This is a genomic window from Nocardia sp. NPDC006630 (genome assembly GCF_040611495.1).
Lineage (GTDB): Bacteria > Actinomycetota > Actinomycetes > Mycobacteriales > Mycobacteriaceae > Nocardia.
The window spans coordinates 236,790-262,150 of sequence record NZ_JBEXOK010000001.1; the positions used below are offsets into that span (position 1 = coordinate 236,790).

Genomic DNA, 25,361 nt, shown 5'->3' on the forward strand with positions numbered 1-25,361 from the left:
CGACGGCAAAAGGCGCTGCCGTCCGGTGGACGGCAGCGCCTTTCATTGTGCAGCAGGGCTTTTCAAGCCCGGAGGATTACGGTCCCGCCGTCTGGTAGGCGTTCACGGCCGTCTGCAGATTCTCCAATGCCTTGCCCAGGGAGCCCAGGTCGCCCGACTTCTGGGCGTCCTGCACCGCCTTGAGCGCATCGTTGAGCTGCTTGACCGCGGCATCCTTACCCGTCGAGCCCGTCGGCGGCGCGACCGTGCCCTGGTTCGGTGGAGCGACCGTCTGATTCGGCGGCGCCACAGTCTGATTCGGCTGATCGGTGGCGGCACTGCCGGTGCCGGGCAGGACCTGCTCCAGCGCCTCCTTGACCGTCGAGCCGTAACCGACCTTGTCGCGATAACTCGCCAGCACCTTCACCAGCTGCGGGAAGGACGGTGCGTTGGTGCCGCCGGTATTTCGTTCCAGATACCACGGCTCCACATAGAGGATGCCGCCGTCACCGACCGGCAGGGTCAGCAGATTGCCGTATTTGATCTTGTTGACATTGCCACCGGTCAGCAGGTTCCGGTCGCGTGAGACTTGATCATTGGTCGTCATCGACGTCTGGGTCTGACCCGGGCCAGGCGTCTGTGAATCCGGGGGTAACTTCAGCACCGTCAACTTGCCGTAGTTGTCCGGATCCGAATGCGCCTGGATATAGGCGGACAGGAAGTTCCGTTTGTAGCCCACCATGACGCTGGTCAGACTGAACTCGGGTTTACCCGTCTTGGGGTCGCCCACCAGCACGTAGTACGGCGGTTGATGCGCACCGCTGGCCGCGCCCTCCTGCGTCGGATCATTGGGCACCGACCAGAAGGCGTTGTTGGTGAAGAACTCTCGCGGATCGTCCACGTGATACGTCGCGAGCATCTCGCGCTGCACCTTGAACAGATCCTCCGGATAGCGGAAGTGCGCCCGCAGTTCGGGACTGATGGCACTCTCCGGCTTCACGGTATTCGGGAACACACCGCTCCACGCCTTCAGCACCGGATCGGTCTTGTCGAACTGGTACAGCGTGACGGTGCCGTCGTAGGCATCGACGGTCGCCTTCACCGAATTACGGATGTAGGAGACCTCCTTACGCGGCAGCAGCCGGCCGGTGGTCTGGTCGATGCTGTCCTCCACCACGCCGTCCAGCGAGGTGCGCTGGGCGTACGGGTAGTTGTCCAGCGTGGTGTAACCGTCCACGATCCAGAGCATGCGGCCGTTGACCACGGCCGGGTACGCATCGCCGTCGGTGGTCAGCCACGGCGCCACCTGCTGGACGCGATCGCGCGGATTGCGATTGAAGATGATCTTCGAATCCGAGCCGATCGCACCCGAGAACAGAATGTTCCGCTCGGCGTACTTGGCCGCGAACGCGAATCGGTTGAACCAGTTGCCGATCGACACACCGCCCGCACCGGAGTAGGTGTACTGATCGGTGGGAGTGTCGTACTCCCGCGGCGCCTGGTTGTTGCCACCGACGATGGCGTAGTCCGCATCGGTCTTGGAGATCAGCTCGCCGTAGTAGATGCGCGGCTGGTCGAGCTTGATGGCTTCCTTGTCCTTCGGCGTGAACAGGTCGCTCACCGTCGACAGATCACCCAGATTGAAGGTCGGATAGCCGTAGCCGCCACCGGAATCACTGCCGGCCGCCGCCTGCGCCGCCGCGGTGTCCTTGGGCGGAGCCACATTCACCTGGTTGGCCGGCGACGCCACGAAACCATTACCGTGCGTGTAGACGGTGTGCTTGTTGATCCAGTCGGTCTGGTTGCCGGACAGGTTCTGCGGCTGCAGCTCTCGGGCCGCCACAATGTAATCGCCCATCTGACCATTGATGGTGTAGCGGTCGATATCGAGCGGATCCGGGAAGCCGTAGAAGTTCTGCAGCTGCTGATTACGCTGGATGAAGGTCTGCGTCAACAGGTTCGGATCCAGCAGCCGGATATTCTTGATCGTCGCCTGATCGGCGGGGACCATGAGCGGCTGCTTGGTCACCGGGTCGGTGGTGGCCTCGCCCTTGTAGTCCTGGTACTCCACCTTGTCCGGTGTGAGTCCGTACGCATCACGGGTGGCCGCGATATTGCGCTGGATATACGCGCTCTCCTTGGTGGCCGCGTTCGGGCGCACCGAGAACTGCTCCACCAGCAGCGGCCAGACCGCGCCGACCAGCACCGAGGACAGCACCAGCAGCGCCGCCGCCATGGCCGGAATCCGCAAGTCGCGCAACACCACTCCGGCGAAGAACGCGAGCGCGCAAATCACCGCGATGGACAGCAGGATCAGTTTGGCGGGCAGCACCGCATTGATATCGGTGTAGGAACCACCGCTGAAGGTCGGCTCCTTACGGGTGCTCGACAGCAGCGCGTACCGGTCGAACCAGTAGGCAATCGCCTTGAGCAGCACGAAGAGTCCCGCCAGCACCGCCAGCTGGATGCGCGCCGCCGAACTCAGCGTGCCTTCGCGACCGGCCAGCCGCAGACCGCCGAACACGTAGTGCGTCACCAGATTCGCGAAGAACGCGATCACCACGGCGACGAACAGCCAGTTCAGCACCATGCGATAGAACGGCAGATCGAAGGCATAGAAGCCGACGTCGATATGGAACTGCGGATCCTTGATACCGAACGAGCCGCCGTGCAGGAACAGCTGCACCGTCACCCAGCTCGACTGCGCCACCAGACCCGACAGCACACCGATCACCAGCGGAATCCCGATGCCGAACAGGCGGAGCCGGCCCATCACGGTGGTGCGATAGCGCGCGATCGGATCGCCGGGTCCGGACACCGGCACGAACACCGGACGCGACCGGTACGCCAGTAGTAGCGACACCCAGATGATCACGCCGACCACGAGGGCGACCACCAGGAAAAGAACAACTCGGGTCAACAGCACCCGAGTGAAAACACCACGGAAACCGACCTCTCCGAACCACAACCAGTTCGTATAGGCGTCGGTGAGCCGAGGCCCGACCAATAACAAGGCAGCCAATACCAGCGCTGTCACCAGCAGTATTCGGCTGCGGCGTGACAGCGAAGGTAAGCCTGTCGGGGGGCGCATGCCCACGATGCCACTCTCCCAGGGTCTGGCAGGCCCGCGCCGGAAATACCGGTCGGTACACCGCAGTCCGATGATGCGAGTTGGTCCCGGGGGACCGTTCGCGCCCCACTCTACGTAAATCGCCCCCGTTCCCGCCCAACACCCGCACTCGAGACTCTCGGAAGCCGATGCGAGGATTGTCTAGTGAACCCTGAGCAGTGGGCCGCATCCGCCCTGTACCGGTGCATCCGTGAAGTCGCCGAGTACGCCGACGGCGAAGGCTGGGACCGTCCGCCGCAGATGTTCGCGCTGGTACCGACCGTCGACCTGGTAGCCGCCGAACCTTCGCTACTGGATCAGGTCGACTCCGAGGACGCCCTGACTCCCATTGCGCAGGAGCCGTTCCCGGAGGACATCAACGGTGACCATCCGCGCGCGCTCGACGAATTTCTCGCCACCACCAGCTGGCCGTCGGCCGTCGAAGGCTGTGTTCTGGTGCAGCAGATCGTGGTGCTGCCGCCGGATGCCGAGCAGACCCTCGACGATGCCATCGCGCCGTTGCTCGCCGATCCCGACGCCGCCGACTCGGCCGGGCGCCAGGCCGCGGTGACACACCCGGAGCGTCGCGACGCGCGCCTGTTCGTCGGCGTGCTCCGCGACGGCACCTCGCTGTCGCTGCTGCAGGTGCGGCCCGCCGAACACGAGGAAGACCCGTTCGGCGACCTCGAGTTGCGCACCGCGCCGAACCTCGCGCCGAACCTGGTCGAGGCCGTGCGGCAGACGCTCGACAACGAGCCGGACGACTGACGGCACACGCGGAACGACATCGCGCCCGCTGCCATCAGGCAGCGGGCGCGACTCTTGTTTCCGGACGGCTGTGTCCGGCCGCAGCTGTATCTCGCTGCGGCCCGGACGTCTAGCTGCAGCTGGGGACGTCCTTGCCGGCATTGAGGTCGTCCAGGGATTGCACTGCGGCGGCGAGGTTTTCGACCTTGACCAGGCGCAGGCCGTCGGGGGTGCGCTGGGCGGCCTCACCGCAGTTGGCGGCGGGGACCAGGAAGGTCTGCGCGCCGGCCTCGCGGGCGGCGATCATCTTGTACTGGATGCCGCCGATCGGGCCGACCTTGCCGTCGGGGTCGATGGTGCCGGTGCCCGCGATGAACTTGCCGCCGCTCAACTCGCCGGGCGTGAGCTTGTCGATGAGGGCGAGGGTGAACATGAGTCCCGCGGACGGACCGCCGATCTCGGCGAGGTTGAAGTCGGCTTCGAGCGTGCCGGCGGCGTACTCGCCCGGCGTGATGCCGAGGTAGCCCTTGCTGGAATCGTCCGGACGCGCACCGAGGGTGATCTCGGCGGTCTGCTCGGCCCCGTCGCGGCGGAACACCACCGGAATCGCACTGCCGGGCTTGGCGCCCGATACCGCCGACACCACATCCTGGGAGTTCGCGATCGGCTTACCGGCGACACTCACCAATTCATCACCCTTGCGCAGGACATCCTTGGCCGGACCGTCCTCGGTGACCGCGCGCAAACGCACCACCGTCGGCATCTTCAAGAAATGCAATGCGGCCAATTCGGCATTGTCTTCGGAGTCCTTGAAGTCCTGCTGATTGCTTTTGTCTATCTCGTCACGCGACACCCCGGGCGGATACACCTCGGCACGCGGAACCAGACCGTGCTGACCATCCACCCAGAGGCCGAACGCCTCGAAGATATTCAGCTGGTCGCGAACGGAGACCGTCGTCATATTCAGATTGCCGGTGGTCGGGTCCAGGGGTGCGCCACGCACCTCTACCACCTCTTTTCCATTCACCTCGCCCAGCGTATTGAAGGTCGGACCAGGTCCGAGCGCCACAAACGGGACGGTGACAACGCTGCCTGCGATCCCGAGCGCCAGAATCGGGATCAAGGCAGCGAGCAGGGTGAATATCCGACGGTTCACGCGGCCAAGGGTACTGGTGATGCACTCGAATGCCGCGCTCCGCTCTGCGGTTCGCCCCATCCGCGGCTCCAGTACCGTAGTAGGTATGAGTGACATTCCGTTCGGATTCTCGAATCGTGACGACGACCCGGAGCGCAAGCCCGGTGACGAGTCCAGCGGTTCTGGTGCGAACAACCCGTTCGGATTCGGTGGTCCGGGCGGCGGCGGATTCGATCCCTCGCAACTGGGGCAGATGCTGAGTCAGCTGGGTCAGATGTTCACCAGCATGAGTCAGCCGGGCGGCCAATCGGGTCCGGTCAATTACGACCTCGCCAAGCGCCTGGCCCGGCAGCAGCTCGGTTCGAGCGTCACGCCCGTCACCGACGGCGCCCAGCGCGCCGTCACCGATGCCGCGCACCTCGCCGAACTGTGGCTCGATCCGGTGACCACGCTGCCCGCGGGCGCCACCAAGACCGTCGCCTGGACCGCCAACGACTGGATCGAGGAGACGCTGCCCACCTGGAAGCGGCTCTGCGATCCGGTGGCCGAACAGGTTTCCGGCATGTGGACCGCGACCCTGCCCGAGGAGGCCAAGGAATTCGCGGCGCCCATGATGGGCATGCTCGGCCAGATGGGCGGGCTCGCCTTCGGTTCGCAGCTGGGCTCGGCCCTGGGCCAGCTCGCCAAGGAGGTGCTGACCTCCACAGATATCGGCCTGCCGCTCGGTCCCGCGGGCACCGCGGCGCTGTTGCCCACGGCCATCGCCGAATTCAGCGCCGGGCTGGAGCAGCCGGAGAGCGAGATCCTGGTCTATCTCGCCGCGCGCGAGGCCGCGCATCAGCGGCTGTTCGCCCATGTGCCGTGGTTGCGGCAGCAGGTGCTGGGCGCGGTCGAGGACTACGCACGCGGTATCAAGATGGACTTCTCGGCCATCGAGCAGGCCGCGGCGGGGCTCGATCCCATGACGCTGGCACAGGATCCGTCGAAGCTGGAGGAGCTGCTGGCGCAGGGCACCTTCGAACCGCAGACCACGCCCGAACAGCAGGCCGCGCTCGATCGCCTGGAGACCCTGCTCGCGCTCATCGAGGGCTGGGTGGAGACCGTGGTGACCGATGCGGTCGGCGATCGGCTGCCCGGTGCGGGCGCGCTCGCCGAAACGCTGCGCCGCCGACGGGCGACCGGTGGACCGGCGGAGCAGACCTTCGCGACCCTGGTCGGGCTGGAATTGCGGCCGCGCAAGGTGCGCGAGGCGGCCACGCTGTGGCGGCGACTGACCACCGATGCCGGGGTCGAGAAGCGCGACGGGATCTGGGCGCATCCGGATCTGCTGCCGGACTCCTCCGATCTGGACGCGCCGGCCGGGTTCATCGATACCGTGCTGGGCGGCGGGACAACGGCTTTCGACGATCCGATGGCGCAGCTGGCCGAGACCGAGGCGCGCGAGCGCGCGGCCAAGGAGTCGATGGACAAGGCCGACAGCGATCGGGCCGAATCGGGCGATAAGCCGGATGAGGACGAGGGCGACAAACCCGCCTCCTGAGCACCTTCGTCATTCCGGCGTGCTTGTGACCGGAATCCACTGAGGCCGTTCAAGTACTGCCGGCGTGGTCCCGGCCAAGAGCGTGCCGGGATGACGGGCGACGTGATCACGCACTGTGCGCACCGCGTGTGCAATCCCGGTTAAGCGACTTGTGGATAACCCGTGAAAGCGCTGGTGGTTAAGCGTTTTCACGGGTTGTTTCGTTTTCGGGGGCGCGCAGACTGCTGTTATGACGACGCTGCCACGTACACACGGGCCGATGCTGCATCCGCGAATCGCGGTGCTGCGGCGGTGTAATGGGCTGGTGCAGCTGGGCTGGGATCCCGGGCGTGCCGTGGTGCTGCGGCCGCCGGGCCCCGCGGAGGCCGTGCCCGCGCTGCTGCGGCTGCTGGACGGGGTGCGCACCCGGTCCGAGATCCTTTCGCACGCCGGGGAATTGGGGTTCGACGCCGGGACCACCCGGACCCTGCTGGACGAGATGGCCACCGCCGGGCTGTTGGCCCGGGAGGGCACCGGCTCGCGCTTGCGCACTGTGCGGGTGCACGGCCGCGGGCCACTGTCGGACGCGCTGATCGACGGTCTGCGGCGAATCGGCTTGCGGCCCAGTCATTCCGCTCCCGGCCACGCCGCCACGCAGCGCACCGTGGCCGCCACACAGCGCGCCGCGCATCCCGATCTGGTGGTGCTCGCCGATGCGCTGGTGCCCGATCCGGCGCTGGTCGCCGAGCTCATGCGACGCCGCATTCCGCATCTGCAGGTGCGCATTCGGGACGGGCGCGGTGTGATCGGCCCGCTGGTGCTGCCCGGCGCCACCAGCTGCCTGCGCTGCGCCGATCTGCACCGCTGTGATCATGATCCGGACTGGCCGCACCTGTGTGCCCAGCTGCTGGGCCGCGTGGGTCACCTCTCCCCCGCCGGCATCGCGGCTACGGCGGCCTTGGCCCTCGGCGAGGTCGAGACCATTGCGTACGGCCGCGACGATCAGGCGCCCGCCACCCTGAACTCGACGCTGGAAGTGGATCTGGACTCACACCACCTCGAGTTCCGGCCCTGGTCGGTACATCCGCACTGCGGTTGCACCGATGCCGCCGACGATGGCCAGGAAGCTGCCGGTACACCTCTCGCAACCGAAATACCCTCCGCCGACGCTGATCCCGTGGCGCCGGGCAATAGCCGGGAGGAGTTGCTGTGACGGATCCCACTCACGCCCTGGACCCGCGATTACAGCTGATTCCCATGGCGAACCGTCTGGGACATCGGCATGATGGGAGCGTGTCAGAGATTGTGAGCAAGCGCTCTTCCCGCAATGCCAAGTTGGCGAAGATTCCACTCGGCATCGCAGGGCGGGCAGCCGTGGGATTCGGCCGCAAACTGGCCGGGGGCGATAAGCAGGAAATCAATGCGGAACTCAACCAGAAGGCCGCCGAACAACTGTTCGCGGTCCTGGGTGAGCTCAAGGGTGGGGCGATGAAATTCGGGCAGGCGCTGTCCGTGTTCGAAGCGGCCGTGCCCGAAGAGTTCGGCGAGCATTACCGCGAAGCCCTCACCAAGTTGCAGTCAGCGGCCCCGCCCATGCCGACCGCCGCCGTCCACCGACAACTCGACCAGCAGCTCGGAACCGGCTGGCGGCAACGCTTCCGGGAATTCGACGACAATCCCACCGCCTCGGCCAGTATCGGACAGGTGCACAAGGCCGAATGGTCCGACGGCCGCATTGTGGCGGTGAAGGTGCAGTACCCGGGCGCCGACGAGGCCCTGCGCGCCGACCTCAAGACGCTCAATCGCATGGCCGGCATGATGGGCGCGATCATTCCCGGCGCCGATGTGAAGCCGATCCTGGCCGAAATCAGCGAGCGCACCGAGGAAGAACTCGACTATCGCATCGAGGGCGGGCATCAGCGCCAGTTCGCCAAGGCCTTCGAGGGCCATCCGCGCTTCCTGGTGCCGAAGGTGGTGGCCAGCGCCCCCAAGGTGATCGTCACCGAGTGGCTCGAGAATGCCACCCCGGTCTCCAAGGTCATCTCGCACGGTATGGAGGATCCGGCGGGCACGCTGGAGCAGCGCAATAGCGTCGCCGCACTGATGGGTGAATTCCATTTCTCCTCACCGGCGATCGCGGGGCTGCTGCATGCCGATCCGCACCCCGGCAATTTCATGGTGATGCCGGACGGCCGCCTCGCCGTCATCGACTACGGCGCCTGCGCACCGCTGCCCAATGGTTTCCCGCCCATTCTGGGTCAGATGGTGGCGCTGGCCGTCGAGGAGCGCTTCGACGAACTGACCGAGCTGATGACCACCAATGGCTGGGTCATTCCGGGAAAGACGGTGAGCCATCAGGAGATCCAGGATTACCTGCGCCCCTTCACCGACCCCATCAAGACCGAGACCTTCCACTTCACCCGCAAGTGGATGCAGCGCGTGGCCGGCAAGGCCACCGATCTCACCAATCAAGACATGATGAAAACCGCTCGCGCCCTGCAACTTCCGGCCGAGTACGTGATGATCTTCCGGGTGCTCGGCGGGTCCATCGGCATCTGCGCCCAGCTCGATGCCGAACTGCCCTTCATGAAGCTCATGCAGGATTGGGTCCCCGGCTACAAGGAATACCGCACCGCAAGCTGAAATACCGCGCCGCACAGCGGCTTCCAGCTGCACCCGCACCTAGATGCCGCGTGCTCCCCAGACGCAAAACGACCCGCTTACAAAGAAGTAAGCGGGTCGTATGCGTTCTTTTTCACCCCCGGCCGTCAGGCCTGTCATGCCACCGCGACCTTGCGCGGGCGACCACGCGGGCGCTTGCGGGCAATGACCGCACCCTGGTCGAAGATCTCGCCGCCCCACACTCCCCAGGGCTCGGCGCGATCGATGGCGGCGGACAGGCAGCCCTGCCGGATCGGGCAGCTGGCGCAGAGCACCTTCGCCTCTTCCAGCTGGGCGGGGTTCTCGGCGAACCAGAGATCGGGATTACCGTCTCGACAAGGCAGGGTCATGGTGACGCCCCGGCGGATACGGGGGGTCGAGGCCACGTTGTTGCGGCATGTCACGCGGTCACGGATAACCGTGGTGGACACGTCGTTCTCCTTCAGCTCGTGCAGCGGTCGTCTTGTGGAAGACGTTGCGTTGTATTTCGCGAAACCGGTGCCGTGGCTGGTGCCGATAAAACTATGGCCACGGTTTCGCTCTGAGGCGATCCGTGGCCAGAAGGTCCGGGGAGTGGTCCCCTACCCGAGTCGACTTCGGTGTCGACTCCTGATCACGGTCGCTGGGTGGATATCGCGGAGGCGGGCTGCCCGCAGATCGGCCGGGTTGATTCCCGATTCGACCGCGTGCGTGCCGGGAGCCGCTGCTGCGACTACCGGGTGCCAGCCACCGCTGGGCTTGTCCTGCTTCATGACGATCGTCTGTGCCGCTTGGGTTTCGGTTGCAAAACCCTGAAGACCAAGATCGCCATTACGGCCGGACAGACGAATCCCCTGCATAGCGAGGATCCCCCGGGAGGCCGACAGGACGGAGACGACGGGAGTCGTCACCAAATAGCCGGTGCTACCGGTAGCGGTGATGTTCACGATGCCGTTCATGTTCTTGTTGCCTCCCGTCCTGCGCTCGTAGCCGATAGATGTCGCATGCACGCGGGGATGTCCTCCCGGGTGCATGCGAACCACATTAGGTACATATACGGATGCACACAACTTATTTTTGACCAGCAGTTTTGCGGGCTTGCGCGCCTCTCGCGGACTCTCGTGCCCGCTGCCTGGTGGCAGCGGGCACGGCTGGGCGCAAAGCCGCAGTACTCAGCTGTTGTTGCGGGCTCGAATGATGGCCAGGACGTCCGCGCCGTAGGTCTGCAGCTTCTTGGCGCCGATGCCGGGGATGGAGACCAGGGCGCCGTCGTCGGCGGGGCGCTGTTCGGCGATGGCGGTGAGGGTTGTATCGCTGAAGACGACGAAGTGCGGCAGCGAGAGCTCGTCGGCCTTCTCCTTGCGCCAATCCTTGAGGGCGGTGAGGAGTTCCGGGTCGATATCCGCGGGGCAGCGGGAGCAGCGGCCGAGCATGGTCGCCTGGGTATTGAGCAGCGGACGGCCGCAGACCCGGCAGGTCGGGTGCACGCGCTTGGGGCCCCGGCGATCGGTGGTGTGCTGGGCGATGCGGGAGGCCGGTGAATCATCGGGGACCAGGCCGTTGAGGAAGCGGGAGCGGCGACGGACCTTGCGACCGCCCTCCGAACGTGCCAGCGCCCAGGACAATTGGAGATGTACGCGGGCACGGGTGACACCGACGTAGAGCAGGCGGCGCTCCTCTTCGAGCGCGGCCTCATCGGAAACCGTTCCGTCCGAACCGAGTACGTGCTGGATCGGCAGGGTGCCGTCGGCGAGGCCGACCAGGAAGACGGCGTCCCACTCCAGCCCCTTGGCGGCGTGCAGCGAGGCCAGGGTGACGCCCTGCACGGTCGGTGGGTGGCGGGCCTCGGCGCGGGCGGCGAGCTCGCGCAGCAGGGCGGGCAGATCCAGTTCGGGTTCGTGGCCGGCCAGCTCCTCGGTGAGCGCCACCAGCGCCACCAGCGCGGACCAGCGTTCGCGGGCCTGGACACCGACGGGTTCCTCATTGGTGAGGCCGAGGCGGGCCAGGACGGCACGCACGAGGGTGACGAGCTCCGCGCCGCGGGCATCGGGCAGATCGTCGCGGGCGCCGGCCTTGCGCAGCTCCTGGACGGCCTGCCGCACATCGGGGCGATTGAAGAAGCCTTCACCGCCGCGCACCTGATACGGAATGCCCGCCTCGGTGAGCGCCTGCTCGTACGCCTCGGACTGGGCATTGATGCGGTAGAGAATCGCGATCTCGGAAGCCGGGGTGCCCTTCTCCAGCAGGGCGGCAATGGCTTTCGCGGCGGCGGCGGCCTCGGCGGGCTCATCGTCGTATTCGGCGAAGCCCGGTTCGGGGCCCTCGGGCCGCTGGCCGATCAATTGCAGCCGGGTTCCGGCAATACGACCCCGCGCGGCGCCGATCACCCGATTGGCCAGCGAGACGACCTGCGGGGTGGAGCGGTAGTCGCGTTCCAGGCGGATGACGGTGGCATCGGGGAAGCGGCGGGAGAAGTCCAGCAGGAAGGCGGGGCTGGCGCCGGTGAAGGAGTAGATGGTCTGGTTGGCGTCGCCGACCACGGTCAGATCGTCGCGCTCGCCGAGCCAGGCGTCGAGCACACGCTGCTGCAGCGGTGTGACGTCCTGATATTCGTCGACGACGAAGCTGCGGTAGCGGCCGCGGAACTCCTCGGCGACCGAGGCGTAATCCTCGAGCGCGGCGGCGGTGTGCAGCAGCAGATCGTCGAAGTCCAGCAGGATGCCGTCCGAGGTGGCCTTGGCCGATTCGTAGCCGGCGTAGACGGCCGCGACCTTCGACGCCTCGAAGGGGGCGTCGCGTTGCAGCCGCGCGACCGCGGCGGCGTAATCCTCCGGTGCGATGAGTGAGCCCTTGGCCCATTCGATTTCACCGGTCAGATCGCGCAGGGTTTCGGTATCGGTGCCCAGCCCGGCCCGGCCCGCGGCCTGGGCCACCACCGGGAACTTGCGGTCGAGCAGCTTCCACGGCACATCGCCGACCACCTGCGGCCAGAAGTAGCGCAGCTGCCGCAGCGCCGCCGCGTGGAAGGTGCGGGCCTGCACCTGCCCGGCCTCACCGCCCAGCCCGAGCGCCCGCAGCCGATTGCGCAGCTCCCCCGCGGCCCGGGCTGTGAAGGTCACCGCCAGCACCTGATCGGCGCGCACATGCCCGGCGGACACCAGATGCGCGATGCGATGGGTGATGGTCCGGGTCTTGCCCGTACCCGCTCCCGCCAGCACGCATACCGGCCCGCGCGGTGCGCGCACCGCGGCCGCCTGCTCGGCATCGAGTTCGTCGAGCCGGAGTTTGGCCTGCTGGGCTGAGGCGGCAGTCACGCGCACCATCATGACAGTGCCCTCCGACAGCCCGCCCGCCCGTCGCCCTCCGACAGCCTGATCTCGGCGCGCGGCCTACGGGCGAGCGGGGGCATCTCGGGTTAGCGTGCCCGCGTGGCGAATAACGCACCCGCTGAGGGCACGACGCATGATCGGCATGCGACCTGGATGGAATTGTTCTTCGATCTGGTCGCGGTAGCGGGGATCAGTGAGCTCACGCATCTGCTGCATCGTGGGCCCTCGCTCGGCGAGCTGGCGCTGTATTTGATTCTGTACCTGGCGTTTTGGACAGCGTGGGCCTGCATCACGCTGTACAGCGATGTCGCTCGTGATCACACGCATCAGGGGTTGATGCTCGCGGCCATGCTGGGGCTCGGCCTGATGGCGGCGGCGGTGTCGGGGGTGCCGGATCGGCATTCGACCACGTTCGCGGCGGTGTATGTGGTGCTGCGGGTGTTCACGGCGCAGATCTGGGGGCGCGGGCGGATCGTGGTCGACTGGCCGGTCGCGCAGCTGACCCTCGGGGTACTGCCGTGGATCGTCTCGCTGTGGGTGGGCGAACCGGGGAAATACTGGTGGTGGGCGGCGGGGCTCACGATCGACCTGTACCTGATGTTCGCCGTCAGCGGAGAGCGCATGCTGGCCGAGGCGCAGCAGAAGCTCGATTGGCGGCTGAGCAGGTCCCACCGCTTCGACGGTATCGAGGTACCGAAAATCAAAGCGGTGCATGCCGATCCGGAGCATTTCGGGGAACGGCTCGGGCTGTACGTGATCATCGTGCTGGGCGAGGGCGTCATCGCGGTGATCGACGCCGTCGGCTCGGAGGCCTGGACGGCACGGGTGCTCGTGCTGGGTTTCGGGTCGTTCACGATTCTCGCGGGGTTGTGGGCGCTGACCCTCATGTTCGGCGCGATTCCCCGCTTGATGAGTGGTGCGGATACGACCGGAAACGTCCCGTGGCAGCACATAATGGCAACGCACTGCGGGGTCACCGGTGCGATCGCCACGATCGCAGCGGGTCTGGGCATGACCATCGCGCATGCGGGCAGCCACGTGACGACGGGCATCGGGTGGGTGCTGTGCGGTGGCGGCGCAGCATATTTCGTCATTACGGGTGTGAGCGGACTGCGCAGTGGCGCCGATTGGCACTCCATCCTGGGCTATCCACTCCCCTGTGCGCTGATCGCGGTGGTGCTGGGAATTTTCGCGGTGCACATCGGGCCGATCGGACTGGTGTACGGCGTGCTGGCGCTGGTCGTCTGGTCACTGCTGTGGCAGACCTACACCGACGGGAAGTGGCGGACGGGGACCGGTCCCGACCGTCCGCATCGCCCGTCGCGCGGTGAATCCGGCCCGGCTGCGGCCTGAAGACGCACCGCCCCTTGCGATTCCGTCCTGATACTCAGCCGCGGTCGCGGAGCCGGCGCAGAGCGACGGTGAAGTCGGGGGTGGTCTTCCCCAGGGGTGCGAAGAAGTCGCGGTCGCAGGATTCGACCGCGACGATCGCCCGATTCACCAGGGCCACACCGGTTTCCGTCGGCACCAGGGATTTGGCGCGGCGGTCGTGCGGATGGTCGCGGCGTTCGATCAGGCCCTTGTTCTCCAGGACGCGCAGCACCTGCGAGGTCATCATGGGGTCGGTCGCGGCCTGCGCGGCCAGATCGCGCTGCATGACCGGCTCACCGCCGGCATGGCCGGTGAGCCAGGTCAGTGCGGCCAGCAGCACGAACTGGACGTGCGTCAGATCGAAGGGGTCCAGTGCCGCCCGCTGGGCGGCCTGCCAGCGGTTGGTCACCTGCCAGAGCAAGAAGCCCGGACTTTCCTCGGCGCCGAAATCGGAGCGCAGCAACTGCTCGGGTTCACTGTTCTCACCGGGCGCCGTCACTCGCCGACCATAGCGCGGGAGATGGCGGCGAAATCGTGGGCGGTCAGTTCGACCAGGCCGCGCCGCAGCACGATCCCCCAGTTGGGGGTGCCGGTCAGGTCGAGTTCGCCGCGGAGCCGGTCGATGGGCACCTCGGCGGCGGCCTTGTCGTAGTTGACCGCCCGCCGCCAGGGGCGGAAGCAACCGCCCTGATCTTCGGCCTGCCAGACGGGCTGGTCGTCGATGACGCCGAGGGCGGTGAAGGCCTTGATCGGCTCGCCCTCGCGCATACCGGTCCGGGGTGAGTAGTAGACGAATCCGTCCCCGGGCTGCATTCGTTCCACCGGGGCGCGTTTGCCGTGATTGACCTGTGCGATACCGAGTTCCACACCGCGCCGCACGTGATCGCGGGAGACGACGGCGAGCCAGTACTTACTCATGCCCGCACCGCCTCGGCGGCGACGACCAGCGCGTTCAGGTCGGGCTGAGCGGATTTGGCGAGATCGGCGCCCATGATCTTGGTCCAGAACCAGCGCAGCGGGCCGTCGATGCTGACGGTGACCGAAACGGTGGTGCGCTCGCCGGTGGTGACCTTGTGGGCGAAGGTGAGGCGGCCGCCGATGAGCTTGGAGACATCGACGAATTCGGTATCGGTGAGCTTCTCGACGATGAACGGAACCTTGGGTCCGCCCTTGGGCTTGAGGGTGCCGGTGGCGCCTTGGACGAACGGGCCGTCGAGCCGCACCCATTCGGTGTCCTGGTTCCATTCGGACCAGGTGGCCATATCGCCCCACTTCTCGAAGAAGGCGGCGGGGGCGGCGGTTGAAGTGGCGGTGGCAGTTGCGATCGTGTTCATGGATTTAGTATGCGCGCATACTAAATCCATGTCAACCCCCGGTAGCGCTCACGTTCGGGCCGAGGGAACACGATCACCGGGGGACGTGTTGCACAGTCCGTGACTGCAACGGACCTGACCATGTACTCGACCACCTGGTGTGGCTACTGCCGACGCCTCCGGACCCAGCTCGACGAGGCCGGCATCACCTATACGGTGATCGATATCGAAGAGAATCCGGCTGCCGCCGAGTTCGTGGGCAGCGTCAACAATGGGAACCACGTGGTGCCGACCATCAAGTACAGCGATGGTTCGACCGCCACCAACCCCAGCCTCAAGCAGGTCAAGCAGGCCCTCGCCGGCATCAGCTGAGCCGCAGCGAAAAAGAGCCGCACATCCGAGGGGTGTGCGGCTTCTTCTCGTCCCGGATCAGCCTGCGGCAGCCCAGGATTCGACGATGGTGCGGGCAATGGAGATCGAGCCCGGCAGCAGCAGGCGGGCATCGGTCTTCGCGCCGCCCCAGGCGCCGGCCGCGAGCGCCTCGCGGACCTCGGCGCGGGTGAACCAGTGCGCCTCGACGATCTCGCCGTCGTGGAAGGTCACCGGCTGCTCCGGATCGGCGACGGCGGAAAAGCCGAGCATGAGCGAGCGCGGGAACGGCCAGGGCTGGCTGCCCAGATAGGTGATATCGCGGACGTCGACGCCGACCTCCTCGCGCAGTTCGCGCTCGACACAGCGTTCCAGCGATTCACCGGCCTCCACGAAACCGGCCAGCAGCGAGAACAGGCCCTCGGGCCAGGTGTGCTGACGGCCGAGCAGGACGCGGTCGGCGCCGTCGTGAATGAGGCAGATGATGGCCGGGTCGATGCGCGGGAACTCTTCGTGGCCGGATTCACTGGTGCGCGACCAGCCGCCATTGGTGATCGTGGTGGGGGTGCCGTCGCCGGCGCTGAAGTGCGCCTTGTCATGCCAGTTCAGCAGGGCGATGGCGGTGGAGAGCAGGCCGGTGCCGAAATCGTCGAGCTCCAGGGTGGCGCCGTACGCGCGCAGGTCCGAGAGCGAGCCCTCGATGGTGTTGTCGCGCACCGCCCACAGGTGCAGGTCGCCGTCCACACCCAGGAAGACGGCGTCGGGGGCCGGTTCGGCGGCGAGGGTGGTGGTCGATTCCAGCACGACCGTATTGCCCTCGACGCGGACCTGGCCGCGTTTGTTCATCCGTAGCAGCTTGGCCTGCGGCCAGCCCTCTTTCAGTGCTTGCTCATCGGCGCGAAGGTGTTCCGCCCGATCGAGAGTGGTACGGGAAAGAATCGGGACCGCATTCAGCTGGAACTCAGGCACGGTGTCTATCTTGCCCTTCGCCGTACCCGGAACTGGTTCGGGGCGCTCAGGATTGGACGCGGCGCAGGTAGAGGAGTTTGTCGCCGGTTTCGAGGGCATCGGTTTCCGGATCGCCGACACGGATGAGGACGCCCGCCCGGACCACGCCGAGGACGATATCGCGGAGGTGGCGGGGTGAACCGCCGATCTCCTCGGGATCGACCTCTCGCTCGGAGATGGCGAAACCGGCTTCGGGGGTGAGCAGGTCCTCAATCATCTCCACAACGCTCGGGGTGGTGGTCGCGATGCCGAGCAGCCGGCCCGCGGTCTCGGAGGAGACCACCACCGAGTCGGCGCCGGATTGCCGCAGCAGATGGGTGTTCTCGGCCTCGCGGACGGCGGCGGAGATGCGCGCCTTGGGGTTGATCTCGCGGGCGGTGAGAGTCACCAGCACGGCGGTGTCGTCGCGATTGGCCGCGACCACCACCGCGGACGCACGCGCGACGCCCGCCAGGTGCAGTACATCGGACCTGGTGGCCGAGCCGAGCACCGTCACCAGTCCGGCATTGGCGGCGGCCTCGAGCACCACGGGATCGGTATCGACGACCACGATATTGGAGGCCTGCACGCCGTCGCCGAGCATGGCGTCGATCGCGGTGCGGCCCTTGGTGCCGTAGCCGACGACCACGGTGTGATTACGCACGCTGTGCCTCCATCGCTGAATCTTGAAAGCCTGCCGGGATCGTTCGGTGAGTACGGCCAGCGTGGTGCCGACCAGAACGATGAGGAAGAGGATCCGCAGCGGGGTGACCACGAGAATATTGATGAGCCGCGCGGTGGGGGTGACCGGTGTGATGTCGCCGTAGCCGGTGGTCGACAGCGTGACCGTCGCGTAGTAGGCGGAGTCCAGCAGCGACATGCGCTCGCGGGCATTGTCGTGATAGCCGTCGCGGCCGAAGTACACCACCGCGGTGGCGACGGCCAGCAGCAGCACCGCCATACCCAGTCGGCGCACCAACGCCTGCCAGGGGCTGGCCTGCGCGGTCGGGACTCGCAGAATGCCGACCAGCGCGAAATCCGGGCGGTCGGTGAGATGCGCCAAACCCCTCGAAGAATCACCGAACACGCGAATCACCAGCCATTTCGGGGACGTCTTCCTGCGGCACAGGTCCGGAGCGTACCTGCCTGCCGTCCACAACGGTGTGTCGGTCGCGGGCGCGTCGCGACTACCGAATCAGGTCCGGGGGCAGGGATTCCGGATCCGGCGGGGGCTCGAAGTCGGGCGGGGATTCGACCTGCGGGCGTGCGGGGGTGCTCGCCTCGAACGGGAATTCCGGCGGGAAGTTCTCCTCCGGCGGCGGTTCCGGATCGGGGGGCCGCGACGAATCCGGCTGGCGTCGAAGCGAATCGACGTCCACGTGCGGGAGCGCCTCCGAGTCGGCGCCGCGGCGGCCGGGTGCGCTGCGCGGTTTCGCGGCGGGCTCAGGTTCGGCGACAACGCGCCTCGGAGCCGCGGTGGTAATGAGATTCGCGAGCTCCTCGGGGCCCGCGAGGTGCTCGGGGGCGATGGTGCGGAGGGTGCGGACATAGTGGAACGCGGCGGTGGTGCGGGCGAGTACGTCGGCTTCGGGGGCGCCGGTGCGGGCGGCCTCGAGGCGGGCCCAGGCGAGGCGGTAGACGGCGAGCTGGATGGCGACCGAATCCTCCTCGGCGGCAGTGGGTTCGCCGCCGGTCTTCCAGTCGACGACGATCCAGGTGTCGTCGGGCTGCCGGAAGACGGCATCCATGCGGCCGCGAATCACGGTGCCGGCCAGTGAGGTTTCGAAGGAGACCTCGACCTCGACCGGATTGCGGTCGGCCCACTCGGAGGCGAGGAAGGCCTCCTGCAGGCGGACGAGTTCGGCGTCATTGTCGGAGGTATCGGCCGCACCCGGCAGTTCGTCGAAGCCGAGCAACCGGCCCGCACCGAACCAGCGTTGCAGCCAGGCGTGGAAGGCGGTGCCGCGGCGGGTGAACGGACTCGGCGGGTACGGCAGCGGACGGCGCAGGCGGGCAGCGAGTTTCGCGGGATCGGCGCGCAGGTCCACCAGAGAGGTGGCGGCGAGTTGGCCGGGGAGTTCGACCTCGCGGATCGCCTGATCGGCGGCCAGGTGCTCGGCGATCAGGGCATCGACATCCGAGGCCCAGCCCTCGGGGTCGTCGAGGTCGTCGTCCGAATCCGCTGTGACGCTGTCGAGTTCGGCTGCATTGTCGAACTCATCGGATTCGGTCAGCCCGAAGTCGAATTCGATCTGCTCGGGCCGGGATTCGACGTGCAGCGCGGTGAGGGCCGTCTTGACCAGTGCCGCACCCTCTTCCACCGATTCCCGGCGGGCGCCGAGCGGGTCGCGGGGCCAGGAGGCGGTGAGCGGGTTATCGGTGAAGGGGTTGGCGGTATCGGGCAGGGGCGGATCGTCCCAGCGGTCGATGCGCACACCTCGGGAGAGCGCGGAGCCGGGGACTTCGGTGGCCTGCTTCAGTTCCAGCAGGAAGTCGGAGGGGCCCTTGGGTTTTGCGCCCGTCTCCGCCCAGTGGTGGGCCGAGACGAAGAGCGCGCGCTCCGTGCGGGTGAGGGCCACGTAGAAGAGGCGGCGGTCTTCGTCCAGGCGGCGGCGGCCGAGGGCCTTCTTGTGCGATTCGAGAGCGCGTTCCAGATCGGCGCGATCGTAGATATCGTCGAGGCTCAGGACGGGGACGCCATCGCCCGCGCCCTCCGATTGCCGGTCACCGCGCAGGTGGGTGGGGAGTTCGGCGAGTGCGCCCATCCAGGTGGTGGTGCCGGTGCCCGAGGGGAAGGTGCCGTCCACCACGTGCGGGACGGCCACCACCTCCCACTCCAGGCCCTTGGCGGCGTGCACGGTGAGCACCTGCACCCGATCGTGCGCCACCTCGACTTCGCCGGGCTCCAGACCGTTCTCGACTTCCTCTGCGGCGGAGAGGAAGTCGAGCAGACCGCTGAGGGAGGAGCGGTGATCGGCGGAGTATCCGGCGACCACATCGGCGAAGGCGTCGAGATGTTCGCGCCCGGCCGCGGCGACGGCGCGCCGGGCCTGGGTCTCCACGCCGACGCCGATGGTGCGCTCCACGTCGGCGACCAATTCGGCGAGGGGTTGTCCGCCGCGCTCACGCAGCGCGCCGAGCTCTTGGCCGAGCACCGCGATGCGCGCATAGCCGGTCGCCGAATACTGTTCTGCCGCACCGGGATCGGCGATGGCATCGCCGAGTCCCGCGCGTTCGGCGGGCTCCGGGGCGACTTCCCGCAGGGCCGCGTCCAGCCCGGCCGTATCGGTGATATCCGCCGATTGGCCGGGCGGTCGGCGAATGGAGAGTTCGCGGGCGCGGCGGGACAGTGCGGCGATATCGGCGACGCCGATGCGCCAGCGGGCACCGGTGAGAATGCGCATGGCCGCGCCACCGGCGGCGGGATCGGCGATCAGGCGCAGTGTCGCAACGATATCCGCGACCTCGGGGGTGTGCAGCAGCCCGCCCAGGCCGACGATCTCCACCGGCAGACCCTGCTCGCGCAGGGCTTCCGCCAGCGGTGCGGCATCGGCATTGCGCCGCACCAGCACCGCCGAGGTGGGCGGTTCCGATCCGGCGTCCGCCGCCGCCTCCCATTCGGCCTTGATCCGCTCGGCCACCCAAACCCGTTCATCCGCAACGGTATCCGTGAGCGCCAGAGCCACCAGCCCCGGCGTCGCGCCCGGTCGCGGCCGCAGCGCGTCCACGGTGACACCACCGCCCGCGGCCGCCGCGATTCGCAATGGATCCGCCACCAGATTCGCCAGATCCAATGCCTCCGGCGGATTTCGCCAGCTGGTCATGAGCGGCAGGATCGGCGCGGGAACCCCTGGCGCACTGGGGAAGTCGGTAGCGAAGCGCGGCAGATTGGCCGCCGACGCGCCACGCCAGCCGTAGATCGACTGCATAGGGTCGCCGACGGCCGTCACCGCGAGTGGTCCCGGCTGGACTTCGGTGCGTTGTCCGGCGAACGCCTCACCCGCCACCCCTCCCGCGCGCGGGGGAACCGCGGCTTCGTCAGCGGCAGCTCGATTCGACTGCGCCGCTTGGTCCCCGGCTGACGCCGATCGCTGCTCGCGTATTGCCTCGCCCTCGGAGTCGGCAGGAGGTGCGGTGTGCACGCCGCCGAAGAGGGCGGACAGCAGGATGCGCTGGGAGTGACCCGTGTCCTGGTATTCGTCGAGGAGGACGAGGCGGAAGCGGGTGCGTTCGGCGACGCTGACCTCGGCGTGCAGGGCGGCGAGCCGTGCGGCGAGGGACATTTGGGCGCCGAAGTCCAAGGCGCCGCGGCGGCGCAGTTCCTCCGCGAGACGCTCGACCAGCGGGAGCAGGGAGACGCGTTCGTGCTGGGTGTCGACGAGATCGGTGAGAGTCTTCTTGGGGCCGCCCTTCTGGCGTGGGCCAGCGGGGAGCGTGTAGATCCGCCGCTCCAATTCCACATGGGCGGTGGCCAATTGGCGGGGTTCCACCAGATGTTCGGCGAGTTGACCGGAGAGGGCCAGCACCGCTTCGGTGACCGAGACGGGGCTGCGGTCGGTCTCGAGGTCGCCGTCCCAGGTGGAGACGACGCGATAGGCCAGCTGCCAGAGTTGGGTCTGGGTGAGCAGGGTGGCGGTGGGTTCGACGGGCAGCAGCAGGCCGTACTCGGTGAGCAGGCGGCCCGCGTAGGAGTGATAGGTGCTGATCTCCGGTTCGGAGCCGGTGAGCAGACCGCGCAGCCGGCCGGTGGGGTCGATATCGCGCAGCAGCGGTGCGCCCGCCAATCGGGACAGCCGGGTGCGGATACGAGTTGTCAACTGCTGGGCGGCTTTTCGGGTGAAGGTGAGGCCCAGTACCTGTTCGGGTTCGACCAGGCCGTTGGCGACCATCCAGACCACCCGCGCCGCCATGGTCTCGGTTTTTCCCGCACCCGCACCGGCGACCACCAGGGTCGGTCCGGTCGGGGCCTCGATGACCGCGGCCTGTTCGTCGGTGGGGGGCGGCAGGCCCAGCGCATCGGCGAGTTGACGAGCAGTGATGCTCACTCGTCGGTCACCTGGCGTCCGGTGTCCTGGACCGGGCAGCTGCCCGCGACCTTGCAGTGGCGGCAGCCCTCATTGCGCATGGCCAGATAGCTGGGACCGGTCGAGGAAGCCGCGGCATCGTGGATCACGCCGCGCCACAGCTCGATTCCGCCGTCGTCGAGGGCGGGCTGCATGCGTTCGGTGGCCGCACCGTCCCGGGCGCTGGATTTGGCCACGTAGACCAGGCGAGCGCCGCCGGGTTCGCCGTCGCCGAGTGCGCCCGCGGCCGCCGCGACCTGATAGGTGGCCAGCTGCGCGTGTTCCTCGGCCGCCTGCTTGGTGATCGGCGTCTTGCCGGTCTTCACATCGACGATGACGAAGCGGCCCATGGCATCTCGTTCGAGGCGGTCCATGCGCCCGCTGATCCGCACCGGGAGTTCGCCGGGTGTGCGGGCGGGCAGGATGCAGTCCACCGGCACCTCGACGCCGATGGAGGTGAGTTCGTCGCGAGTATTGCGCAGCCAGGCCAGGAAGGTGTCGACCATGGTTTCGGTGCGGCGCAATTCGGCTCGGGAGTACCAGTTCTCGCCGTCGCGCGCGGTGGGATCGACCTTTTTCCAGGCCTTGACCAGCGCGACTTTGACCTGGGCCTCGGTGACCTGACCGGCGAGCGCCTGCACCAGCGTGTGCACAAGATTGCCCTTGAGGGCGTGCGGATTCTCGCCGTCGCTGCCGCCGTGGCGTTCCAGCGCCCAGCGCAGCGGGCAGGTCTTGAGCTGCTCCACCGTGGAGGGCGAGAGCGCGACCGAACCGTCCTCGCTGTTCCAGAGCGGACTTTCGGAGGAGAGTTCGGCGGTGCCGTACCAGTCGTCCGGGTGCGCACCGCGTACCCCGGTCCGGGCCAGCCTGGCCAGCTGGCGGGCGGCACGGGAGCGGCGCTCCGGGGTGGTCTCGGGATCACATGCGGCACTGCGCAATTCGGCGATCAGTGTATGCATGGCGAGGGCGCGGCCGGGATCGACCGGCGGCGGGATGCGGCCGGGTTGCCCGTCGGCCGCATCGGCGTCGAGTTCGGCGAGGAAGCGGGAGGGCACCAGATCCTGGTCGCCGGTGACGGATTCGACCGCCGTCACCAGCAGGGAACGGCGCGCCCGGCTGCACGCCACCAGCAGCAGTCGCCGCTCCTCGGCGAGCAGTGGGGCGGCGCGGCTCACCTTCTCGCCCGTATCCCCCACTCCGGCAAGCAGATCCACCAGATCCTCGACACCGAGCAGGGTGCCGCGCGGGCGCAGATTGGGCCAGATGCCCTCCTGCACCGCGGCGACGGTGACGGTATCCCACTCCCGGCCCGCGGCGGCGTGCGCACTGCAGATGGTCACCGCTTCGCCCGGATCGGTATGCGGCGCATTGTCCTGCGGAATCACCTGCTGCTCCAGGTATTCCACAAAACCCTCGATCGTGGCATGCGGCAGCCGGTCCACATACGCCGCGGCCGCCTCGAACAACCCGACGACCGCATCGAGATCGCGGTCGGCCTGCAGACCGACCGCTCCCCCGCGCTCGGACTGCCCGACCCAGCGCCGCTCCAGGGACGACCCGGTCCACAACCCCCACAGCGTGTCCTCCAGCCCGCCCCCGTCCCCGCGCACCGTCCGCGCCCGCCCCAGCGCCTTCAGCACCCGCCGCAACGGTGCGGCCTCCACCTCGGTGAGCCGCTCGAGCAGCACCCGATTCCCCGCCCCCACCAACAGATCTCGCAGAATCTCGGCCGACGACCGATCCAGATCCGCGAAGCGATCAGCACCCGCACCATCGCCGTCGAGATCCGCGGCGGAACGGCCGGTACTGCTGCGCGCCTCGCCTCCCGCTGTAGTGGCGACCGGCGTTGGCACGGCGGCACCGGAGTCCGCGGCAGGTTCGATGCGACCGGAGCCGCCGTCACCGGCGGGCGAGCCGGTGGCCGCCACCGAGTCGTTCGGTGCGCTCACCGAGGACGAGCCGTCGCTGTCGGTGGCGTCCGCTACCTTCGAATCCATGGTCGTATAGCGCTTGCTCGCAAGGTAATCAGCGGATCGGGTGGGCTCGTCGCCGTCACGATCCTCCGGCGCGCGGTCGGGGTAGCCGAGTTCGAGGACGGTGCGGCGGATGCCGCGACGGAGGCGGCGCAGGCTGATCTGGTCGGCGCCGCCGAGGGGGCCGGCGAGGAGGTCGAGGGCGTCGTCGGCGGTGAAGGGGATGGGGCGGGGGTGGCGGACGCGGGTGGGGTCGCCGGCGGTGACGGCGCGCAGGGCGAGCAGGGCCCAGGCGGCGCCGCGGCGGCGGGCGAGCGGGACGTCGGCAGGGGGCTGACGGACGGGCACACCGGCGGCCAGCAGGGCGCGGCGCAGGGGGGCCAGGGACAGCGGGACCGAGCGGACGATGACGGCCATATTCGACCAGGGGACGCCGTGGGTGAGGTGGGCGCGGCGGAGGTGGTCGGCGATGAGGGCGGCCTCCTTGGCCGGGGTGGTGAGCACCTGCACGCGCGCCTCACCCTCGAATGGCGCATCGTCCCAGAGGATCTCGTCATCGGACCGCACATCCCACTCGGCCGTGCCGTCCCGGCCGAGTGGCGCGATCACACCCGCCCGGTCTGCCTGAACCGTCGCGCCGACCTGACCGTTCGATGCGTCGGTATCCGGTGGGGCGACATCGCGCAGGAAATCCGCGGCGTCCCGGGCTCCGGGGCGGATGCGGTGGCGGCCGGCGCCCGGGAGGCGGGAGGTGATGCGGGAGACGACCTCCTGGATGCTGGTGGCGGATCGGTGGTTGTGGCGCAGGATGATTCGGCGGTCGGCGGGGGCGTCGGGGTCCGCGGCGAAGCGGGCGTCGGCGCCGCGGAAGGTGAAGACGGACTGGTCGGGGTCGGCGGCGATCACCGTGGTGGCCGCACCGCTGCCGATGGCTCGAACGAGTTGGGCCGCAAGGGGATCCAGGTGCTGGGCATCGTCGACGAGGACGGTGCGCAGCCGATCGCGCTCGACGGCCAGCAGTTCGGCGTCGATCAGCAGGGCGTCGAGGGCCGCGCCGACGAGTTCGGCGGCATCGAGGGCGGGCGCGCTGGCCTCCGGTACGTCCATGCCGACCGACCAGCGCAGCAGCATGATCTGCTCGTAGCGTTCGTGGAACCGCCCGGCGGCGATCCATTCCGGATGCCCGTGCTGATGGCCGAGCCGGATGAGGTCCTCGGGCCCGAGTCCACGTTCGGTGGCGCGCAGCATGAGATCCCGCAACTGCTCAGCGAATCCAGCGGCCGGCAGTGCGGGATGCAAGCGCTCCGGCCAGTCCGGCGCCTCGTCGGCGAGTTCGCCGCGCAACATTTCCCGAATGACAATGTCCTGCTCGGAACCGGTAAGCAGGCGTGGAGGCGGATTGCCGTGAGTGGCCGACACGGTGCGCAGGAGACCGAAGGCATAGGAGTGCAGGGTGCGCACCAATGGGCCGCGAGAGGCACCTGGTACCCCACCCAGCAATGGATCGGCCTCGGCAATTCGGACAGTAATGGCATTGCGCACCGCGGTGGCGGCCCGTTTCGAATAGGTGAGCACCAGCACCGATTCCGGATCCGCCCCGGCCAGAATGCGTTCGGCCGCGATATCGACCAGGAGTGCGGTCTTGCCCGCGCCCGGACCGCCGAGCACCTGCCACGGCCGCCAGCCGGGATCGATGCCGGGGTCGTCGAACAGCGGCCGGAGGGCGGCATCCCACTCCCGGAGGTGGGAGGCTGCCTCGGCACGGCGCACCAATTGCACCGAGCTATCCGATCGCATCACGTCGGCTATTTCAACAGACCGCCCCGA

18 protein-coding genes are annotated in these 25,361 nt (G+C 68.0%); 6 read left to right on the forward strand and 12 right to left on the reverse strand.

Annotation, left to right across the window (positions count from 1 at the left end; translation table 11 throughout):
- Nucleotides 1–76: 76 nt before the first annotated feature.
- On the reverse strand, nt 77–3,076 hold the full coding sequence (locus ABZX86_RS01135; protein WP_355118804.1) for a UPF0182 family protein: 3,000 nt from the start codon (nt 3,074–3,076) through the stop codon (nt 77–79).
- Between the two features lie 177 nt (nt 3,077–3,253).
- Here ABZX86_RS01135 and ABZX86_RS01140 point away from each other — a divergent pair, with 177 nt between their 5' ends.
- The gene (locus ABZX86_RS01140) at nt 3,254–3,856 is read left to right on the forward strand and encodes a PPA1309 family protein (RefSeq protein WP_327141752.1); all 603 of its coding nucleotides are present in this window, start codon (nt 3,254–3,256) and stop codon (nt 3,854–3,856) included.
- 109 nt (nt 3,857–3,965) lie between these two features.
- Here the strand turns inward: ABZX86_RS01140 and ABZX86_RS01145 are convergent, their stop codons facing one another.
- Nucleotides 3,966–4,991: a PDZ domain-containing protein gene (locus tag ABZX86_RS01145; protein ID WP_355118806.1), complete on the reverse strand. Its 1,026-nt coding sequence runs from the start codon at nt 4,989–4,991 to the stop codon at nt 3,966–3,968.
- Nucleotides 4,992–5,076: 85 nt separating this feature from the next.
- Here ABZX86_RS01145 and ABZX86_RS01150 point away from each other — a divergent pair, with 85 nt between their 5' ends.
- From ABZX86_RS01150 to ABZX86_RS01160, 3 genes are all read left to right on the forward strand, one after another.
- Complete coding sequence (locus ABZX86_RS01150; RefSeq protein ID WP_355118808.1) at nt 5,077–6,510, forward strand: zinc-dependent metalloprotease; 1,434 nt, start codon at nt 5,077–5,079, stop codon at nt 6,508–6,510.
- A gap of 259 nt (nt 6,511–6,769) precedes the next feature.
- A complete protein-coding gene (locus ABZX86_RS01155; RefSeq protein WP_355118810.1) occupies nt 6,770–7,702 on the forward strand; it encodes a TOMM precursor leader peptide-binding protein in 933 nt (310 codons plus the stop codon).
- Nucleotides 7,703–7,746: 44 nt separating this feature from the next.
- Complete coding sequence (locus tag ABZX86_RS01160; RefSeq protein ID WP_355119780.1) at nt 7,747–9,132, forward strand: AarF/UbiB family protein; 1,386 nt, start codon at nt 7,747–7,749, stop codon at nt 9,130–9,132.
- Nucleotides 9,133–9,266: 134 nt separating this feature from the next.
- Here ABZX86_RS01160 and ABZX86_RS01165 read toward each other — a convergent pair whose 3' ends face one another.
- The 3 genes from ABZX86_RS01165 to ABZX86_RS01175 all read right to left on the reverse strand — a co-directional run bounded on the left by ABZX86_RS01165 (nt 9,267) and on the right by ABZX86_RS01175 (nt 12,452).
- Entirely contained in the window at nt 9,267–9,554 is a 288-nt protein-coding gene (locus ABZX86_RS01165; protein WP_297612622.1) for a WhiB family transcriptional regulator, read from the reverse strand.
- A 177-nt stretch (nt 9,555–9,731) separates the two neighbouring features.
- Nucleotides 9,732–10,139, reverse strand: coding sequence for a hypothetical protein (locus ABZX86_RS01170; RefSeq protein ID WP_355118812.1), 408 nt, complete (start codon nt 10,137–10,139; stop codon nt 9,732–9,734).
- Nucleotides 10,140–10,301: 162 nt separating this feature from the next.
- On the reverse strand, nt 10,302–12,452 hold the full coding sequence (locus ABZX86_RS01175; protein ID WP_355119782.1) for an ATP-dependent DNA helicase UvrD2: 2,151 nt from the start codon (nt 12,450–12,452) through the stop codon (nt 10,302–10,304).
- Nucleotides 12,453–12,557: 105 nt separating this feature from the next.
- On the opposite strand from ABZX86_RS01175, the gene ABZX86_RS01180 reads away from it, so the two are divergent.
- A complete protein-coding gene (locus ABZX86_RS01180) occupies nt 12,558–13,811 on the forward strand; it encodes a low temperature requirement protein A (RefSeq protein ID WP_355118813.1) in 1,254 nt (417 codons plus the stop codon).
- A 34-nt stretch (nt 13,812–13,845) separates the two neighbouring features.
- Here ABZX86_RS01180 and ABZX86_RS01185 read toward each other — a convergent pair whose 3' ends face one another.
- From ABZX86_RS01185 to ABZX86_RS01195, 3 genes are read right to left on the reverse strand one after another with little or no spacing between them, the layout of a single operon-like run.
- A complete protein-coding gene (locus tag ABZX86_RS01185; protein WP_355118815.1) occupies nt 13,846–14,328 on the reverse strand; it encodes a MarR family winged helix-turn-helix transcriptional regulator in 483 nt (160 codons plus the stop codon).
- The gene (locus ABZX86_RS01190) at nt 14,325–14,747 is read right to left on the reverse strand and encodes an EVE domain-containing protein (protein WP_355118817.1); all 423 of its coding nucleotides are present in this window, start codon (nt 14,745–14,747) and stop codon (nt 14,325–14,327) included. Before ABZX86_RS01190 ends, ABZX86_RS01185 begins: the two co-directional genes overlap by 4 nt.
- On the reverse strand, nt 14,744–15,163 hold the full coding sequence (locus ABZX86_RS01195) for a hypothetical protein (protein ID WP_355118819.1): 420 nt from the start codon (nt 15,161–15,163) through the stop codon (nt 14,744–14,746). The genes ABZX86_RS01190 and ABZX86_RS01195 overlap by 4 nt, the downstream gene beginning before the upstream one ends.
- A gap of 99 nt (nt 15,164–15,262) precedes the next feature.
- Here ABZX86_RS01195 and ABZX86_RS01200 point away from each other — a divergent pair, with 99 nt between their 5' ends.
- On the forward strand, nt 15,263–15,514 hold the full coding sequence (locus ABZX86_RS01200) for a mycoredoxin (RefSeq protein WP_355118821.1): 252 nt from the start codon (nt 15,263–15,265) through the stop codon (nt 15,512–15,514).
- Between the two features lie 57 nt (nt 15,515–15,571).
- Here the strand turns inward: ABZX86_RS01200 and nudC are convergent, their stop codons facing one another.
- From nudC to ABZX86_RS01220, 4 genes are all read right to left on the reverse strand, one after another.
- Nucleotides 15,572–16,480 (reverse strand): NAD(+) diphosphatase, encoded by a 909-nt coding sequence (nudC, locus tag ABZX86_RS01205; RefSeq protein ID WP_355118823.1) that lies wholly within the window; start codon nt 16,478–16,480, stop codon nt 15,572–15,574.
- Nucleotides 16,481–16,526: 46 nt separating this feature from the next.
- Nucleotides 16,527–17,594 carry a potassium channel family protein gene (locus tag ABZX86_RS01210; RefSeq protein ID WP_355118825.1) on the reverse strand — a complete coding sequence of 356 codons (1,068 nt, stop codon included), beginning with the start codon at nt 17,592–17,594 and terminating at the stop codon, nt 16,527–16,529.
- 91 nt (nt 17,595–17,685) lie between these two features.
- Nucleotides 17,686–21,543 carry an ATP-dependent DNA helicase gene (locus ABZX86_RS01215; RefSeq protein WP_355118827.1) on the reverse strand — a complete coding sequence of 1,286 codons (3,858 nt, stop codon included), beginning with the start codon at nt 21,541–21,543 and terminating at the stop codon, nt 17,686–17,688.
- Nucleotides 21,540–25,331 (reverse strand): ATP-dependent DNA helicase, encoded by a 3,792-nt coding sequence (locus ABZX86_RS01220; protein ID WP_355119784.1) that lies wholly within the window; start codon nt 25,329–25,331, stop codon nt 21,540–21,542. The genes ABZX86_RS01215 and ABZX86_RS01220 overlap by 4 nt, the downstream gene beginning before the upstream one ends.
- Between the last annotated feature and the right edge of the window lie 30 nt (nt 25,332–25,361).